The 15,991-nt window shown below is 60.5% G+C and carries 12 protein-coding genes and 2 rRNA genes; 6 read left to right on the plus strand and 8 right to left on the minus strand.

What is annotated here, in order from left to right; all coding sequences use genetic code 11:
* The first annotated feature begins 7 nt into the window (after nucleotides 1–7).
* From A462_RS18400 to A462_RS18380, 5 genes are all read left to right on the plus strand, one after another.
* Nucleotides 8–1,114 carry a tartrate dehydrogenase gene (locus A462_RS18400; protein WP_008434576.1) on the plus strand — a complete coding sequence of 369 codons (1,107 nt, stop codon included), beginning with the start codon at nucleotides 8–10 and terminating at the stop codon, nucleotides 1,112–1,114.
* Between the two features lie 2 nt (nucleotides 1,115–1,116).
* The gene (locus A462_RS18395; RefSeq protein WP_008434577.1) at nucleotides 1,117–2,565 is read left to right on the plus strand and encodes an aldehyde dehydrogenase family protein; all 1,449 of its coding nucleotides are present in this window, start codon (nucleotides 1,117–1,119) and stop codon (nucleotides 2,563–2,565) included.
* A 32-nt stretch (nucleotides 2,566–2,597) separates the two neighbouring features.
* A complete protein-coding gene (locus A462_RS18390) occupies nucleotides 2,598–3,356 on the plus strand; it encodes an SDR family oxidoreductase (RefSeq protein ID WP_008434578.1) in 759 nt (252 codons plus the stop codon).
* A gap of 27 nt (nucleotides 3,357–3,383) precedes the next feature.
* Nucleotides 3,384–4,355 (plus strand): cyclase family protein, encoded by a 972-nt coding sequence (locus tag A462_RS18385; protein ID WP_008434580.1) that lies wholly within the window; start codon nucleotides 3,384–3,386, stop codon nucleotides 4,353–4,355.
* 80 nt (nucleotides 4,356–4,435) lie between these two features.
* Complete coding sequence (locus A462_RS18380) at nucleotides 4,436–5,023, plus strand: hypothetical protein (RefSeq protein ID WP_003208246.1); 588 nt, start codon at nucleotides 4,436–4,438, stop codon at nucleotides 5,021–5,023.
* A 21-nt stretch (nucleotides 5,024–5,044) separates the two neighbouring features.
* Here the strand turns inward: A462_RS18380 and A462_RS18375 are convergent, their stop codons facing one another.
* The 6 genes from A462_RS18375 to A462_RS18350 all read right to left on the minus strand — a co-directional run bounded on the left by A462_RS18375 (nucleotide 5,045) and on the right by A462_RS18350 (nucleotide 13,239).
* Nucleotides 5,045–5,512 (minus strand): SRPBCC family protein, encoded by a 468-nt coding sequence (locus A462_RS18375; protein ID WP_003208248.1) that lies wholly within the window; start codon nucleotides 5,510–5,512, stop codon nucleotides 5,045–5,047.
* A gap of 78 nt (nucleotides 5,513–5,590) precedes the next feature.
* Nucleotides 5,591–8,080: a TonB-dependent siderophore receptor gene (locus A462_RS18370; protein WP_008434582.1), complete on the minus strand. Its 2,490-nt coding sequence runs from the start codon at nucleotides 8,078–8,080 to the stop codon at nucleotides 5,591–5,593.
* A gap of 100 nt (nucleotides 8,081–8,180) precedes the next feature.
* On the minus strand, nucleotides 8,181–9,131 hold the full coding sequence (locus A462_RS18365; protein WP_008434584.1) for a FecR domain-containing protein: 951 nt from the start codon (nucleotides 9,129–9,131) through the stop codon (nucleotides 8,181–8,183).
* On the minus strand, nucleotides 9,128–9,652 hold the full coding sequence (locus tag A462_RS18360) for a sigma-70 family RNA polymerase sigma factor (RefSeq protein WP_008434587.1): 525 nt from the start codon (nucleotides 9,650–9,652) through the stop codon (nucleotides 9,128–9,130). The genes A462_RS18365 and A462_RS18360 overlap by 4 nt, the downstream gene beginning before the upstream one ends.
* Nucleotides 9,653–9,735: 83 nt before the next feature.
* On the minus strand, nucleotides 9,736–11,628 hold the full coding sequence (mrdA, locus tag A462_RS18355) for a penicillin-binding protein 2 (RefSeq protein ID WP_003208249.1): 1,893 nt from the start codon (nucleotides 11,626–11,628) through the stop codon (nucleotides 9,736–9,738).
* A 195-nt stretch (nucleotides 11,629–11,823) separates the two neighbouring features.
* Entirely contained in the window at nucleotides 11,824–13,239 is a 1,416-nt protein-coding gene (locus tag A462_RS18350; RefSeq protein WP_008434589.1) for an aldehyde dehydrogenase family protein, read from the minus strand.
* Nucleotides 13,240–13,340: 101 nt separating this feature from the next.
* Here A462_RS18350 and A462_RS18345 point away from each other — a divergent pair, with 101 nt between their 5' ends.
* Complete coding sequence (locus tag A462_RS18345; RefSeq protein ID WP_008434591.1) at nucleotides 13,341–14,231, plus strand: LysR family transcriptional regulator; 891 nt, start codon at nucleotides 13,341–13,343, stop codon at nucleotides 14,229–14,231.
* Nucleotides 14,232–14,333: 102 nt separating this feature from the next.
* Here A462_RS18345 and rrf read toward each other — a convergent pair.
* Nucleotides 14,334–14,449, minus strand: a 5S ribosomal RNA gene (gene rrf / locus A462_RS18340).
* Between the two features lie 153 nt (nucleotides 14,450–14,602).
* Nucleotides 14,603–15,991 (minus strand): 23S ribosomal RNA (locus A462_RS18335); the annotation flags it as partial.

Genomic DNA, 15,991 nt, shown 5'->3' on the forward strand with positions numbered 1-15,991 from the left:
ACACGGCGTGTCCCAATCCCACACCCGCCCCACCCACCGCATCGCCGTGATTCCCGGCGACGGCATCGGCCGCGAAGTGGTGCCCGAAGGCCTGCGGGTACTGGACGCTGTCAGCCGGCGCTTCGGTATTCACTTTCACTTCGACCACTTTGCCTGGTGCAGCGAACACTACCTGGCCCACGGCACGATGATGCCCGACGACTGGGCCGAACAGATCGGCAGCCATGACGCGATCTTCTTCGGCGCGGTGGGTGCGCCCGACATCATTGCCGACCACACTGCGGTGTGGGAGTCGCTGCTGAAGATCCGCCGCCAGTTCGATCAATACGTGAATATCCGCCCGGTGCGCCTGATGCCCGGCGTGCCCTGCCCGCTGGCCGGCCGCGTGCCCGGGGACATCGACTTTATCGTGGTGCGGGAAAATACCGAGGGCGAATACTCCAGCGTTGGCGGCCGCATGTGGGAAGGCACGGCGCGGGAAATCGCAGTGCAGGAGTCGATCTTCTCCCGCGAAGGCGTGGACCGCGTGGTGGACTACGCCTTCAAACTGGCGCAACAGCGGCCGCGGAAAAACCTGGTGGCGGCGACCAAATCCAATGGTATCTCGATCACCATGCCGTTCTGGGACGAGCGGGTTAACGAAATTGCCCGGCGCTACCCGGACGTGAAGACCGCCAAGTTCCACATCGACATTCTGTGCGCGCACTTCGTGCAGCATCCCGACTGGTTCGATGTGGTGGTGGCCTCCAACCTGTTCGGCGACATCCTTTCCGACCTCGGCCCGGCGTGCACCGGCACCATCGGCATCGCGCCGTCGGCCAACCTCAATCCCGAGCGGCGCTACCCGTCGCTGTTCGAGCCGGTGCACGGTTCCGCGCCGGATATTGCCGGGCTCGGTGTCGCCAATCCCATCGGGCAGATCTGGTCGGCCGCGCTGATGATCGAGCACCTGAGCGACGGTGATCCGCTTTACCAGGAAGCGGCGGCAGCCATCGTGTCCGCCATCGAAACGGTGCTTGCCGAAGGCCCGCGCACCCGGGAAATGGGCGGCAGCGCCAGCACTGTCGAAGTGGGTCGCGCCATCGCCGAATGCGTCGCAGGGAACAGGAGCTGAACATGACCAACGCACATTACATCGCCAACCAATGGCTGGCGTCGACCTCGCTGGAAGACATTCCGGTGATCGACCCCAGCACTGGCGATACCTATTCGAGCATCGCCCGTGGCACGGCCGCCGATATCGAGGCGGCGATCAGCGCGGCGCGCCTGGCACTCGGCGAAACCTTCGACGGCCCGTGGGGCCGGTTGTCTGCCATGGAACGCAGCCGTTTGCTGGCCAAGCTTGGCGTGGCGGTGCTGGAACATCATGAAGAGCTGGCGCAGATCGAGGCGCGGGACACCGGCAAGGCGCTGAAAGTCGCCCGCGCCGATGCCACCGCCCTTGCCCGCTATTTCGAATACTACGCGGGTGCCGCCGACAAACTGCACGGCGAAACCCTGCCGTACCAGGCCGGCTACACGGTGTTGACGGTGCGCGAACCCCACGGGGTGACCGGGCATATCATCCCGTGGAATTACCCGATGCAGATTTTCGGGCGCAGCGTCGGCGCCTCGTTGGCGGCGGGCAATGCGTGCGTGGTCAAGCCGGCGGAAGATGCCAGCCTGTCGTTGCTGCGCCTGGCGGAAATCGCTGCCGAGGTTGGTTTTCCAGCCGGCGCGATCAACGTAGTCACCGGTTACGGCTACGAAGCCGGCGCGGCGTTGTGTGCACACCCGGGCATCGATCACATTTCGTTCACCGGCTCCACCGCCACCGGTACTGCCGTGTCGAAAGCCGCTGCCGAACGCCACTGCCCGGTCACCCTGGAGTTGGGCGGCAAGTCGCCGCAACTGGTGTTCGCCGATGCCGACCTGGATGAAGCGTTGCCGGTGCTGGTCAACGCCATCATTCAGAACTGCGGGCAAACCTGCTCCGCCGGCAGCCGTTTGCTGGTGGAACGCAGCATTTACGAAACCCTGCTCGCACGCCTCAGCCAACGTTTCAGCGAACTGCGCGCCGGGCCTTCGGCGCTGGACCTGGACATGGGCCCGCTGATCAATCAGAAGCAGCTGCGCCTGGTGCGCGAGTTTATTCGTCAAGCCGAACAGGAAGGGATCACCGTCGCCGCGCGCGGAACGGTGGTGGCCGAGGCCGGCAGCGGCGGGTATTTCCAGGAGGCGGTGCTGTTTCGCGATGTGCCGCCTGACAGTCGCCTGGCGCAACAGGAAGTGTTCGGCCCGGTGCTGGCCGTGATGCCCTTCGATGATGAAGCCGAAGCGATTCGCCTGGCCAACGGCACCGAGTTCGGCCTGGTGGCCGGCGTGTGGACCCGCGATGGCGCACGGCAAATGCGCCTGGCGCGCACCCTGCGTTGTGGCCAGGTGTTCATCAATAACTATGGCGCCGGTGGCGGAGTTGAATTGCCATTCGGCGGCGTGAAGGCCAGCGGGTATGGACGGGAAAAAGGCTTCGAGGCGCTGCTGGGCTTTACCACCTTGAAGACCATTGCGATCAAACACGGTTGATTCCTCACAACAACAAGAACGGAGAACACACCATGCGTTTAGCCAATAAAGTCGCGATCGTCACCGGCGCCGGCTCGGGGTTTGGCGAGGGCATCGCCAAGACATTTGCCCGCCAGGGCGCCAAGGTCATCGTTGCGGACATGAACGCCGTGGGCGGTCAGCGGGTGGTCAATGAAATCGCCGAAAGCGGCGGCCATGCGCATTTCATCGAGGTCAACGTGGCCAACGATGAAAGCATGGGCGCCCTGCTGCGTGGCACTTTGGAGCAGTTCGGCGGCCTGGATATCGTCATCAACAACGCCGGTACCACCCACCGCAACCGGCCGATGCTGGAAGTCGACGAAGCCGAATTCGACCGGGTGTTTGCGGTCAACGTCAAAAGCATCTTCTTGAGCGCCAAGCATTTTGTGCCGCATTTTCGCGGCCAGGGCGGCGGCGTGTTCGTCAATATTGCCTCGACGGCGGCGATCCGCCCGCGTCCGGGACTGGTCTGGTATAACGGCAGCAAGGGCGCAGTGGTGGTCATGAGCAAGACCATGGCGGCGGAGCTGGGGCCGGACAATATCCGCGTCAACTGCGTGAACCCGGTAGTGGGTGCCACGGCGTTGCTCAGCGAATTCATGGGCGTACCGGACACCCCGGAAAACCGCCAGAAATTCATGGCGACCATTCCCCTGGGGCGCTTTTCCACCCCGCAAGATGTGGCCAACGCCTGCCTGTACCTGGCGTCGGACGAAGCGGCGTTCATCACCGGCACTTGCCTTGAAGTCGATGGCGGGCGCTGCGTGTAACTCACTCTCACAGGGACCGGAATTGCTATGTGTGATCTTCATAATAAGAACGAGCCGAACACCCGCGAATTGCTTGAAGGCCTGCCAAAGAACTGGGGTAAATGGGGCCCGGACGACGAAGTCGGCGCCCTCAATTACCTGACTGAAGCCGAAGTACTGCGGGGCGTGGCCTCGGTGCGCCAGGGCAAGACCTTTACCCTGCAAGTGCAGATCGGCCACCCCGACGGCGACCCGATGTGGCCGGCGCGCAACCCGTCGATGCGCTTCAACACCCTCGACCACAGCCATTACCACTTCGGCAAACAGCCGCACATGACCGGTGGTGCGGCGTATTCCGATGACGTGATCTTCATGCAGCTGCAAGGCTCGACCCAGTACGACGCCCTCGGCCACGCCTGGTACGACAATCAACTGTGGAACGGCTACGACGCCCAGACCACCGTTGGCGGCATGGCCAAGGCCAGCGTGCTGGCGATTGCCGAACGCGGCGTGGTGGGCCGTGCGGTGCTGATCGACATGGCCCGCCATCGCGGCAAGAAGTGCCTGGGCCGGGGCGAAACCTTCAACCACCTGGACCTGCTCGACGCCGCCAAAGCCCAGGGCGTGACCATTGAAAAACGTGACATCCTGATCATCCGCACCGGGTCCATGGAGGCGTTTTATGAGCTGGGCAAGACCGAGTTCTTCAAGGACCTGATGGAGCCGGGGCTGACCTACAGCCGGGAGCTTGTGGAGTGGTTCCACGAGATGGAAATCCCCAATCTGGTGACCGACACCATCGCCAACGAAGTGATCACCGACCCGGTGTCCGGGGTGCAGATTCCGCTGCATTGCGCGCTGATGCGCAACCTGGGGATCGCCTTCACCGAAATCGTGTTGCTGGAGGAACTGGCCGCCGATTGTGCGGACGACGGCCAGTGGAAATTCCTCTACACCGCCGCCCCGCTGAAGATTGTCGGGGGCAGTGGCGCACCGGTGAATCCGGTGGTGATCAAGTAGCCGTTCCGTCTCAGTGGCGAATTTGCGAATCGCGAACGCGCCACTAGACTCAAGGCTCCTCTCACATGGAAGTCCACTCAATGAATGTATTGCGCCCTCTTCGCCAGGCAATTGCCCTGGCAACCCTGCTGTCTGCTGGTGCCCTGACGGCACATGCTGCCGATATCCCGTTGTCCAAGTCGCTGGAAGCCGATGAGGTGACCACCAAGGTGCTGGAGGTGGATGCCGCCAACCATCAGGTGGTGCTCGAAGGTGCCGAAGGCCGCAAGGTGCATGTGCAGCTCAGCGACCAGGCCAAGGACCTGGGCAATCTCAAGGTAGGTGATCAGGTCAAGGTGCTGGTGACCCATTCGGTCGCCGCCGTGCTGGACACCGACATCGACAAGAGCGCACCGGACGCCACCGAGAAGACTGGCGTCTTGCGCGCCACCGCGGATAACCCGAACCCGGGCGGTGCGGCCTTCCGCCAGGTACAGGTGCAGTTGAAGATCACCCACATTGACCTGGCGAAAAACCAGGTAACCCTGGAAAACCCGGCGGGCCAGAGCAAAGTGCTGACCGTGGAGAAACCGGAAATTCGCGCCGGCCTCAAAGACCTCAAGGTCGGCCAAAGCGTGTTGGTGACCTACACCGATACCCTGGAAATCAGCACCGCCCACGAAGGCTGATGAATGCGGCGCCCCATCAGCTCACGGCTGATGGGATTTCGCCAGATAGTCTTCGATGTTGTTCATCTGATCATCCCAGCCTCGGGAGTTCTTCTTGTAGGCCTTCTGGCGGCGAACGTCCGGGATCCCGTCAAAACCTGACTCCACCACGCGCAACAAGATGCCTTCGGCGTGATCTTCGAGGGTGAACTCCACCAGCGTGGGGGTTTCGGCGTCGTAATCCACATCCTTGTCTACGGCGTAGGGATGCCAGCTGAAAGAGAACCGCGTCTGTGGTTCAAGCCGCTCGATCCTTGCCTTCCACACCACGTGCTCGTAACCGGGATAGGTGATGGGGGCCTCAATGGCCCGCCCCTGGGCGAACTGTTTGCCCTTGAGGGCGATGCCAAACCAGCTGCCGAATTGCTCGGCGTCGGTCAGTGCTTCCCAGACCCGTTGGCGTGGAGCGTTGAGCAGGACTTTACGTTTGATTTCATTTGATTCGTGCATGAGACACCTCCTGTATTGACAGTAGGCGACATCGACCAATGCGCAACCCTGGGGTTGCGCATTCCCGGTTTCAGCGAGTCAGAATTGCCACTTGGCTTTGACCATCGCGTTGCGCGGTTCGCCGTAGGAGCCGGAGTTGAACGTGCCCAGGCCGTCGTAGTACTTCTGGTCGAACAGGTTGTTGACGTTCAGGCCCACCGACAGGTGTTCATCAACCTGGTAGCTGGCGAGCAGGCCGACCACACCGTACGGGTCCTGCTTGGCCTTGTAGTACGGGCCTTCGTAGTTGATTTGGGAGGACGCATAGATCTCGCTTTGCCAGGTGACGTTGGCGCCGATGGTCAGGCGGTCGAGGTTGCCGGGCAGGCGGTATGAGGTGCCGAGTTTGAACAGGTTGATCGGCTGGTTGGCCTGCACGCGTGCGCCGTCCTTGTCGTGGGATTCGCGGTAGGTGTAGCCGCCGAATACGTTCCAGCCTTCGGCCACTTCACCGGAGATTTCGGTTTCGACGCCACGAGTGCTGGTGCCGGCGATGGCCTTGTAGACGGCTGCGCCTGAAGAGTCGGTGCCGGATTGCTCGGGAGTATTCTTCTGCTCGATGTCGAACAGGGCAATGCTGGCGTTCAGCGCGCCATTGAAGAATTCGCCCTTGAGACCGATTTCGTAGTTGTCGCCCTGCTGCGGCGCCAGGGAGCCCTTTGAAGACGTCTTGTAGAAAGTCTGCGGCAGGAAGATGTTGGTGTAGCTGGCGTAGACCGAGTAGGTATCGTTGAGGTCATAGATGACGCCGGCGTAGGGCGTGACCACGCCGGTCTTCCTGGTTTTATCGATGGTTTTCGTGCCTGCTGCGTAGTCCCGGTCGGCGTTCTCCTGGTTCCACCAACTGACCCGCGTCCCCAGGATGATCGTCAGCGGATCAATCGGTTTCAAGCGCAGGGCGGCGTAGACGCCGGTCTGTTGCAAAGTGGTGACGGTGCCACCGACTTCGGTGTACGAACGGCGACTGTACTGCCGGCCATCCCAGGTGAAGATGTTGTCCACCTGACCGTAGTCGTTATCGGCCGAACCGCTGCTGTAGTCGGGGAAGTTCAGGTGCGTGCGCGAACTGCTGGCGCCCATCACCAGTTCATGCTCACGCCCGCCCAGCTGGAACGGGCCGGTGGCATACACATCGACGGTGTCCTGGGTCTGATAGCTGTTCAGGCGATAGATGAAGGCACCCGCGCCCTGCCCTGTCACGGGGTCCGGGTAGCCGCCACTGGCCGACGCGCCCTGTCCTTTGCGGTAGGAATACTGATGGCTGTAGGCAGTCTTGAGGCTCCAGTCGTCATCCAGCTTGTGATCGAGCATCGTCGTGAAGGTGTAGCTGGTGTTGTCCATGTAGCTGGAGCGCGAGGCCGGGTTGAAGGAGCGGGAGAAGTGGGTCTGGGTGCCATTGTTGTAGAACAGCGGGATATGGCCGTAGGTGCTGCCATTGGCGTCGTTGTTCTGGTAGTCGAGGCTGGTGCGCAGCGTGGTGTTTTCGTTCAGGTCGATGTCCAGGGCGCCATACATCACGCGCTTGTCCTGCTTATACCAGTCGATGAACGAATTCTGTTTTTGATAAGCCGCGACGAAACGTCCGCGCATGTTGCCGGTTTCGGTCAACGGGCCGGACACATCGACTTCGGAACGGTAACGGTCCCACGCCCCGGCTTCGCCGGAAACGTAGGCCTGGAAGTCCTTGGTCGGGCGCTTGCGCACCAGGTTGATGGTGGCCGATGGAGTGCCGGCGCCGCTCATCAGCCCGGTGGCGCCGCGCACCACTTCGACGCGGTCGTAGATCGCCATGTCGGAGATCGCGCCGGTGTATTGCTGGGACTCGTTGGCCACCTGCGACGGAATACCGTCGTACTGGAAATTCTGGATTTCAAAGCCCCGGGAATAGAACGAGTAACGCTCGCTGTCGCGGTGGTTGCTGCTGATGCCGGGGGTGAAGGCCAGCACTTCGTTGAGGGTCGACAGGTGTTGGTCGTCCATCAACTGGCGGGTGACGACGCTGACCGATTGCGGCGTTTCCCGCAGCGACAACGGTAGCTTGGTCGCGGTACTGGTGGCGCCGGTGGTGTAGGAGCCGGTGTTTTCGGTGGTCAGGCTCAGCCCTTCGGCATTGATGCTGGTGGCGCCCAGGGTCAAGGCGCCGCTGGATTGCGGGATCAGGCCGTAGCTGCCATCACCATTGGCCGCCACGCTCAGGGCGCTGCCCGCCAACAAACGCGCGAAACCCTGCTCGACACTGTAGGTGCCGGTGAGGCCCTGGCTCTGCTTGCCCGCGGTCAGGCCCGAGTCAAAAGACAAGACGACGCCGGCGTCACTGGCAAAGCGGCTCAGTACCGACCCCAACGGGCCGGGCGCGATGCTGAAGGTCTTTTGCGGGCTGGCCGCCACAGCGCTGGAGCCTGGGGACAGCAACGGGCCCAGAAGGCTGTATTGCACCATCAACGACACGCCGAACAACGCCACCTGCAGGGGCTTTTTGCGAAATGATCGAAGCGGTGAATTGGCGACTGAAGTTTGCCCTGCGCGCATTACTGACTCCTGGTGACCGAAAGAAATGAAGAGGTATTGCAGGAGGAGTCGAGCGAGGCGCGGCAAATCGACAACGGCGGCGGATAAATATTTTGCGTTTTTATCCGCGGGCGACAATTTGGGTCCAGTAATCGGTGCGGGAGATGCGCCGTACCGGTAGCGCACGGGTCAGTGCGGTGAGGGTCAGGTCCAGATCATCCAGGGAATAGGCGCCGGAGACCCGCAGGTGGCCGACCTCGGCAGCACACCCCAGGTAACCTGGCCGATAGCGCTGCAACTCTTCGAGCAGGCGATCCAGCCGCCAGTTGTCCACCACCAGGCGCCCCGCCGCCCATTCGCCCTCGCCGGGCTCAATGGCGCGCAGCGTCAGCAGGCGGCTGGTATCGAAGGTCACGGCGTTGCCGGTGGTGATCACCGTCTCTGCCAGCTCATCACCCGGGCGCACGGCCACGGCGTGTTGCAGGACGCTCATGGCGGTGTAGCCGTCGAACTGGCGCACGGTGAAACGTGTGCCCAGCGCGCGCATCTCGCCGTGGGCGCTGCGTACCATGAAAGGGCGTGCATCCTTGGCGGTCTCGATCAGGATCTCACCGGCGCGCAGGATCAGCAGCCGCTGGTCCGGGCCGTAGCGCACATCTACGGCGCTGGCCGTATTGAGCGACAGCCGGGTGCCATCCTCGAGGGTGACAGTGTGACGTTCGCCGGTGGTGGTGCGCTGATCGGCCATCCATATCGGTGCCTGGCGATAGCCGGTCCAGCCCATGGCGCTCACCCCGGCACCGATCACCAGGCCCTTGAGCAAGCCGCGTCGCCCCAGGTGCCGGGAATGATCGGCGGCCTTGTCCAGCACATTGACGGCCAGGGATCCCGGCAGGCACTGGAGTTGGCCCTGGAGCATCTCCACACGCTGCCAGGCCCACTGGTTCAACGGGGATTCTTCGCGCCACGTGTTCCAGTCCTGCTGAAGCTGGCGATCACCGGGCACCTCCGCCAGGCGTGCAACCCATTGGGCTGCGGCACTCAGCGCCTGGCGTTGCGGGTCAAGGGTCATTGGTCCAGCGCTTCAAGCAGGCAATGCTCGGTGGCCTTGGCGATGTATTTGGTCACCGAGCTGACCGAGACCTGTAGCTGCTCAGCGATTTCCTTGTAAGGCATGCCCTGCAACTGCGAGAGCAGGAACGCGCGTTTCACCTTGCGCCCGAGACCGTCGAGCATCGCATCGAGGCGCTGCAGGGTTTCGATGATCAGCAGGCGCTCTTCGGGTGACAGGGCGTAGGCCAAGGGCTGTTCGGCCAAAGCCTGGAGATAAGCCTGCTCAAGGGCCTTGCGACGGTAGCTGTCAATCATCACGCGCCTGGCGATGGTCACCAGGAAGTGCCGCGGCTCCTTCAGGTCGGCGGCCAGAGGTTTGGCCCGGTCGGCCAATAGCAGGCGAATGAAGGTGTCCTGTGCCAGGTCAGCCGCCTGATGCGAACACCCCAGCCGCGCACGCAACCAACCCACCAGCCAGCGGTGATGGGCACCGTAAAGCGTGGCAACAGGCTGGTGAGCGTGGCGGATCGATTCGGGCATGATGGCGATTAGCGCTAATGAGAACGAATCGCAATTTAGACGAATGTAGGAGTAAGGGCAATCACCTGTGTGTATTTGTGGCTTTAGACGTGGGGATCACCCGGCGCCTTGGCAGGGGTCGCGTATTGCGGCTTCAAGTGGCCTTCCTGATCGAGCAGCCAGGCGTCCATGATCTGGCGCACCACCGGCCCCGCCACTCGGCCACCGGCCTCGCCGTTTTCGATCATCACCGAAATCACGATCCGCGGGTGCTCCGCCGGGGCAAAGCCGACGAACAAGGCGTTGTCGCGGTTGCGCTCCAGGGTCTTGAGACGGTTGTAACGCTCGCCCTGCTTGATCGCCACTACCTGCGCAGTACCAGACTTGCCAGCAATCCGGTACTGCGCACCGGCTGCAGCCGCCCGGGCGATACCGCGTGGATCGTGCATTACCAATTGCATGCCGTGGTTGACCTGCTCCCAGTCGCGTGGGTCTTTGAGCACCACGTTGGGCATCGGGTTTTCATCCACCGGCGGCACGCCATTGATGGTCTTGGCCAGGTGCGGTCGGTTCCACACGCCCTTGTTGGCGATCAGCGCAGTGGCCTGGGCCAGCTGCAACGGGGTGACCTGCATGTAACCCTGGCCGATGCCGAGGATCACGGTTTCACCCGGGAACCAAGGCTGGCGCCGGGTAGCGCGCTTCCAGGCTTGGGACGGCATCAGGCCGGCTGACTCTTCGAACATGTCGAGGGAGACTTTCTGGCCAAGGCCGAACTCGGCCAGGTAGTCGTGCAGGCGGTCGATACCCAGCTTGTGGGCCAGGTCGTAGAAGTAGGTGTCGTTGGAGCGCATGATCGCTGCGTCCATGTCCACCCAACCATCGCCGCTGTGGTTCCAGTTGCGGTATTTGTGGTCGAAATCCGGGAGTTGGTAATAGCCCGGGTCGAACACCCGGGTCTGGGCGGTAACCACGCCGCTGTCGAGGCCAGCGATGGCGACTTCCGGCTTGATCGTCGAACCCGGCGCGTAGAGCCCGCGCAGCACGCGGTTGAACAGCGGACGGTCGAGGGAGTCGTGCAGCGCGGCGTATTCCTTGAAGCTGATGCCGGTGACAAACAGGTTCGGGTCGAAACTTGGCTTGCTGACCATCGCCAGCACTTCGCCGGTTGCCGGGTCGAGAGCAACCACCGAACCACGGCGGTCGCCGAGGGCTTCTTCGGCGGCTTCCTGGAGTTTGACGTCCAGGCTCAGCACGATGTTTTTGCCGGGGATCGGGTCGGTGTGCTTGAGCACCCGCAGGACGCGGCCCTGGGCGTTGGTTTCAACTTCTTCATAGCCGACATGGCCATGCAACTCGGACTCGTAGAAACGCTCGATCCCGGTTTTACCAATGGACTGGGTGCCCCGGTACTCCACTGAGTCGAGGGCTTTGGATTCTTTTTCGTTGATCCGGCCTACGTAGCCAATGGAGTGGGCAAAGTGCGCACCCAGCGGATAATGGCGGACGAATTGCGGCTCGACATCCACGCCCGGCAGGCGGAATTCGTTGACGGCCAGCACGGCGATCTGCTCTTCGGTCAGCTCGTAGAACAGGGTGACGGGCACGAAGGGATGACGGGCTTGCTTGAGCGCCTTATCAAATACGCCACGGTCCTCGGCGGGCAAATGCAGGAGGCTGACGATAGCGTCCAGCTCTCCTTTGAGATCGGTGGTGCGCTCGCGGGTGATGGTCAGGTTGTAGCTGGGACGGTTGTCGGCAAGTACTACGCCGTTGCGGTCATAGATCAGGCCGCGGGTCGGTGTGATCGGCAGGACGTGGACGCGATTGTTTTCGGAAATGGTGGAGTGGTAGTCGTACTGCACCACCTGCAGGAAGTACATCCGACCTACCAGGGCGCAGGTAATGCCGATTACCAGCAGCGCGCAGGCCAGCAGCCGCTTGTTGACCAGGCGGTTTTCTTTTTCGTGATCCTTGATCGGTATTGGTTCAGGCATTTCTACAGCATCTCGTTGAATAAGGTCGACGCCGCTTCCTGCGGAGGAAAAATCAGTCCTTGTGAAAATGTGCTGCACCATACCAAAAATGCAGAAACACTTTGCATCGATTTCCCTGAACGGTGTGCTAATGGAGCCTGTTCATGCGCTTTGGTTTGAGCCGTTGACCTTATTCATGCGTTTTTATGCTGAGGATCAGCTCAGGATCGATTTGGGCTCCAGGAAGGCTTCGAGGCCGAATGTGCCGTACTCGCGGCCGATACCCGATTGCTTGAAGCCACCAAACGGCGCAAGAGGTTCATGGGCCAGGGTATTGATCAGCACTCGGCCAGCGTCTATACGGCTGGCCAGCCTGCGGGCGCGTTCGGGATTTGAAGACAAGATGTATGCCTGGAGGCCGTAGGGTGTGTCGTTGGCGATGGTCAGGGCCTCTTCCTCGGTTGCGTAGGTAATGATCGAGAGCACCGGGCCGAAAATCTCCTCGCGGGCGATGGCCATTTGGTTGGTCACCCGGCTGAATACGGTTGGTTTTACGAACCACCCGGCTTTGATGCCCTCAGGCAAACCGCGACCTCCTGCCAATAGGTGGGCGCCCTCCTCGATCCCGATCTGAATGTAGCGCTGTACGCGCTCCCACTGTTTTTGGCTGACCATGGGGCCGACCGCAGTGGCTGGGTCACGAGGGTCGCCGGCTTGCACGTTGCCCACCTCGTCGATCATCAGCGCTTCGATTTCTTCCAAACGACTTTCGGGTACCAGGATTCGAGTGCCGGCGATACAGGCCTGGCCGCTGTTCATGAAACCGGCCTGAAGGGCCATGGGCACGGCCGTCTTGAGGTCCGCATCATCGAGAATCAGCACCGGTGATTTGCCGCCCAGCTCTAGGGTCACGCGCTTCAGGGTCTCGGCGCCGGTCCGCAGGATTGTTTTGCCGACAGCGGTTGAACCGGTGAAGGACACTTTTGCGATGTCGGGATGGGCGCTCAACACGGCGCCTACGGTTTCGCCACGGCCAGTGACGATGTTGAATACACCAGGAGGCAAGCCTGCGTCATGCAGGGCGCGGGTGACTAGCGAGGTCTGGATTGCGCTCATTTCACTGGGTTTGATCACGGCGGTACAGCCGGCGGCCAACGCCGCAGCGAGCTTGCCGCAGATAAAACCGGCGTTGCTGTTCCAGGGTGTGATCAAGCCGGCCACACCCAGCGGCTGCATGACCACCTCGGCGATGCCAATGCGTCGGGCGAAGTTGTAGTTCTCCAGTACTGAAGCGGCATCTTGCAGGACGCTGGCTGCATGCCTGGCCATCCACCGCGCACGGGATATTGGGGCGCCGTACTCCTCGATAATCGCATCGGTAAGTGCGTCCTCAATGGATTCAACTGCGGCGTGAAGGCGTTTGAGATAGTCGATGCGCACATCTTTAGAGCTATGGGAGAACTCGGTAAAAGCTCGCTTGGCGGCAGCGATGGCATCCAGGGCGTCTTGTTCATTTGCCAATCGAACCTGGCCGATACGCTGGCCTGTTGCAGGGTTGAACAGGTCAAAAAGCTCTTCGCCATGGGGCGTCACAAAGTCGCCGTTGGTGTAAATCTGGTTGATGTATTGCATAGGTCCTCCGGGACGCTGAGCTAGTGCGTCCTACGGTAAGTCACTATGATTAAGCTGATAAGCCGTACAAATCGGCATGAGTTGATGAGCGATTCAGGACAATGAATACATCCGGGCTGAATGAGTTGGAAGCGGTGCTGGCAGTGGCTCGGCATCGCAGTTTTCGTGCAGCGGCGACCGAGTTGAATGTGTCGACATCGGCGTTGAGCCACTCTATCGCGGGGCTTGAAGCGCGGATGGGGGTGAGGCTGTTCAATCGCACCACGCGCAGCGTGTCGTTATCTGAAGTGGGCGCGGAGTTTGTCGAAACCATTACCCCTGCACTGTTGAGCATTCGCACGGCCTTGGAACAGGCAGGAAATCGCAGCGCGGAACCCAGCGGTACCTTGCGCCTGAATACCTCGGCGGGGGCGGCAAAGCAGGTGATGCCGTTGCTGCTGGAGTATCTGCGACGTTATCCACGGATGAAATTGGATATCGTCACTGAGGGGCGGCTGGTGGATATCGTCGCGCAGGGGTTTGATGCGGGGATTCGGCTCGGGGGTACGGTTCCTCAAGACATGATCGCAGTCGATATCAGTCCGGCCCAGCGTTTTTCGGTATTGGGCAGCCCGGACTATTTTGCTCTCAACCCAGTTCCCGTCAGTCCCATGGATCTGCGGGCCCATCAGTGTATTCGCAGCCGGATGCCCAGCGGTGCGATCTATCACTGGGAGTTTGAGCGACATGGCGAAGCGCTTGCTGTCGAGGTGCAAGGGGTTTTGACCCTGGATAATCCGACTCTGATGCTTGAGGCTGCCAGGGCGGGACTAGGCTTGACCTATCTTACGGAATGGAATGCCGCTGCCGATTTAGCGAACGGGACGTTAGTGCGCGTACTGGAGGAATGGACGCCGTCTTTTGACTGCTTGCGCCTCTATTACCCAGGTAGGCGCCATGTGCCGGCCGGGTTAAGGGCACTGATTGAGTTGATCAGGGAGCGAGGCTTTTAACCAGGCTGGATCTTTTTTACGGCCAACAGCTCTCTCCCCGTTTTCAGACCGCCCAAAACAAAACCCCTGACTGCATAAGCAATCAGGGGTTCTGGAATTTAATCTTGACGATGACCTACTCTCACATGGGGAAACCCCACACTACCATCGGCGATGCATCGTTTCACTGCTGAGTTCGGGATGGGATCAGGTGGTTCCAATGCTCTATGGTCGTCAAGAAATTCGGGTACTGAGTCGTGGCCAGTTGGCCTCGCTTCAGCAAATTGGGTATGTGATAGCTTTCGGTGTTTTGCAAGATCTCGAACTTTCGGTTCGTTTCGTCTTCACACACCGCAATCTGGTCTCTTCGACGCAAATTGCTTGGGTGTTATATGGTCAAGCCTCACGGGCAATTAGTATTGGTTAGCTCAACGCCTCACAGCGCTTACACACCCAACCTATCAACGTCGTAGTCTTCGACGGCCCTTCAGGGAACTCAAGGTTCCAGTGAGATCTCATCTTGAGGCTAGTTTCCCGCTTAGATGCTTTCAGCGGTTATCTATTCCGAACATAGCTACCCGGCAATGCCACTGGCGTGACAACCGGAACACCAGAGGTTCGTCCACTCCGGTCCTCTCGTACTAGGAGCAGCCCCTCTCAAATCTCAAACGTCCACGGCAGATAGGGACCGAACTGTCTCACGACGTTCTAAACCCAGCTCGCGTACCACTTTAAATGGCGAACAGCCATACCCTTGGGACCGGCTTCAGCCCCAGGATGTGATGAGCCGACATCGAGGTGCCAAACACCGCCGTCGATATGAACTCTTGGGCGGTATCAGCCTGTTATCCCCGGAGTACCTTTTATCCGTTGAGCGATGGCCCTTCCATACAGAACCACCGGATCACTAAGACCTACTTTCGTACCTGCTCGACGTGTCTGTCTCGCAGTCAAGCGCGCTTTTGCCTTTATACTCTACGACCGATTTCCGACCGGTCTGAGCGCACCTTCGTACTCCTCCGTTACTCTTTAGGAGGAGACCGCCCCAGTCAAACTACCCACCATACACTGTCCTCGATCCGGATAACGGACCTGAGTTAGAACCTCAAAGTTGCCAGGGTGGTATTTCAAGGTTGGCTCCACGCGAACTGGCGTCCACGCTTCAAAGCCTCCCACCTATCCTACACAAGCAAATTCAAAGTCCAGTGCAAAGCTATAGTAAAGGTTCACGGGGTCTTTCCGTCTAGCCGCGGATACACTGCATCTTCACAGCGATTTCAATTTCACTGAGTCTCGGGTGGAGACAGCGCCGCCATCGTTACGCCATTCGTGCAGGTCGGAACTTACCCGACAAGGAATTTCGCTACCTTAGGACCGTTATAGTTACGGCCGCCGTTTACCGGGGCTTCGATCAAGAGCTTCGCGTTAGCTAACCCCATCAATTAACCTTCCGGCACCGGGCAGGCGTCACACCCTATACGTCCACTTTCGTGTTTGCAGAGTGCTGTGTTTTTAATAAACAGTCGCAGCGGCCTGGTATCTTCGACCGGCATGAGCTTACGGAGCAAGTCCTTCACCCTCACCGGCGCACCTTCTCCCGAAGTTACGGTGCCATTTTGCCTAGTTCCTTCACCCGAGTTCTCTCAAGCGCCTTGGTATTCTCTACCCAACCACCTGTGTCGGTTTGGGGTACGGTTCCTGGTTACCTGAAGCTTAGAAGCTTTTCTTGGAAGCATGGCATCAACCACTTCGTCATCTAAAAGATGACTCGTCATCAGCTC

The sequence above is a fragment of the Pseudomonas sp. Ag1 genome, assembly GCF_000278565.1.
In the GTDB taxonomy this organism is placed as follows: Bacteria; Pseudomonadota; Gammaproteobacteria; order Pseudomonadales; family Pseudomonadaceae; genus Aquipseudomonas.

Bases quoted from the DNA above. Each gene is read 5' to 3' on its own strand.
- A462_RS18370 (WP_008434582.1), bottom strand. From the start codon at position 8,080: ATGCGCGCAGGGCAAACTTCAGTCGCCAATTCACCGCTTCGATCATTT.
- A462_RS18390 (WP_008434578.1), top strand. From the start codon at position 2,598: ATGCGTTTAGCCAATAAAGTCGCGATCGTCACCGGCGCCGGCTCGGGG.
- A462_RS18380 (WP_003208246.1), top strand. From the start codon at position 4,436: ATGAATGTATTGCGCCCTCTTCGCCAGGCAATTGCCCTGGCAACCCTG.
- A462_RS18365 (WP_008434584.1), bottom strand. From the start codon at position 9,131: ATGACCCTTGACCCGCAACGCCAGGCGCTGAGTGCCGCAGCCCAATGG.
- A462_RS18360 (WP_008434587.1), bottom strand. From the start codon at position 9,652: ATGCCCGAATCGATCCGCCACGCTCACCAGCCTGTTGCCACGCTTTAC.
- A462_RS18350 (WP_008434589.1), bottom strand. From the start codon at position 13,239: ATGCAATACATCAACCAGATTTACACCAACGGCGACTTTGTGACGCCC.
- A462_RS18375 (WP_003208248.1), bottom strand. From the start codon at position 5,512: ATGCACGAATCAAATGAAATCAAACGTAAAGTCCTGCTCAACGCTCCA.
- mrdA (WP_003208249.1), bottom strand. From the start codon at position 11,628: ATGCCTGAACCAATACCGATCAAGGATCACGAAAAAGAAAACCGCCTG.
- A462_RS18345 (WP_008434591.1), top strand. From the start codon at position 13,341: ATGAATACATCCGGGCTGAATGAGTTGGAAGCGGTGCTGGCAGTGGCT.
- A462_RS18385 (WP_008434580.1), top strand. From the start codon at position 3,384: ATGTGTGATCTTCATAATAAGAACGAGCCGAACACCCGCGAATTGCTT.
- A462_RS18395 (WP_008434577.1), top strand. From the start codon at position 1,117: ATGACCAACGCACATTACATCGCCAACCAATGGCTGGCGTCGACCTCG.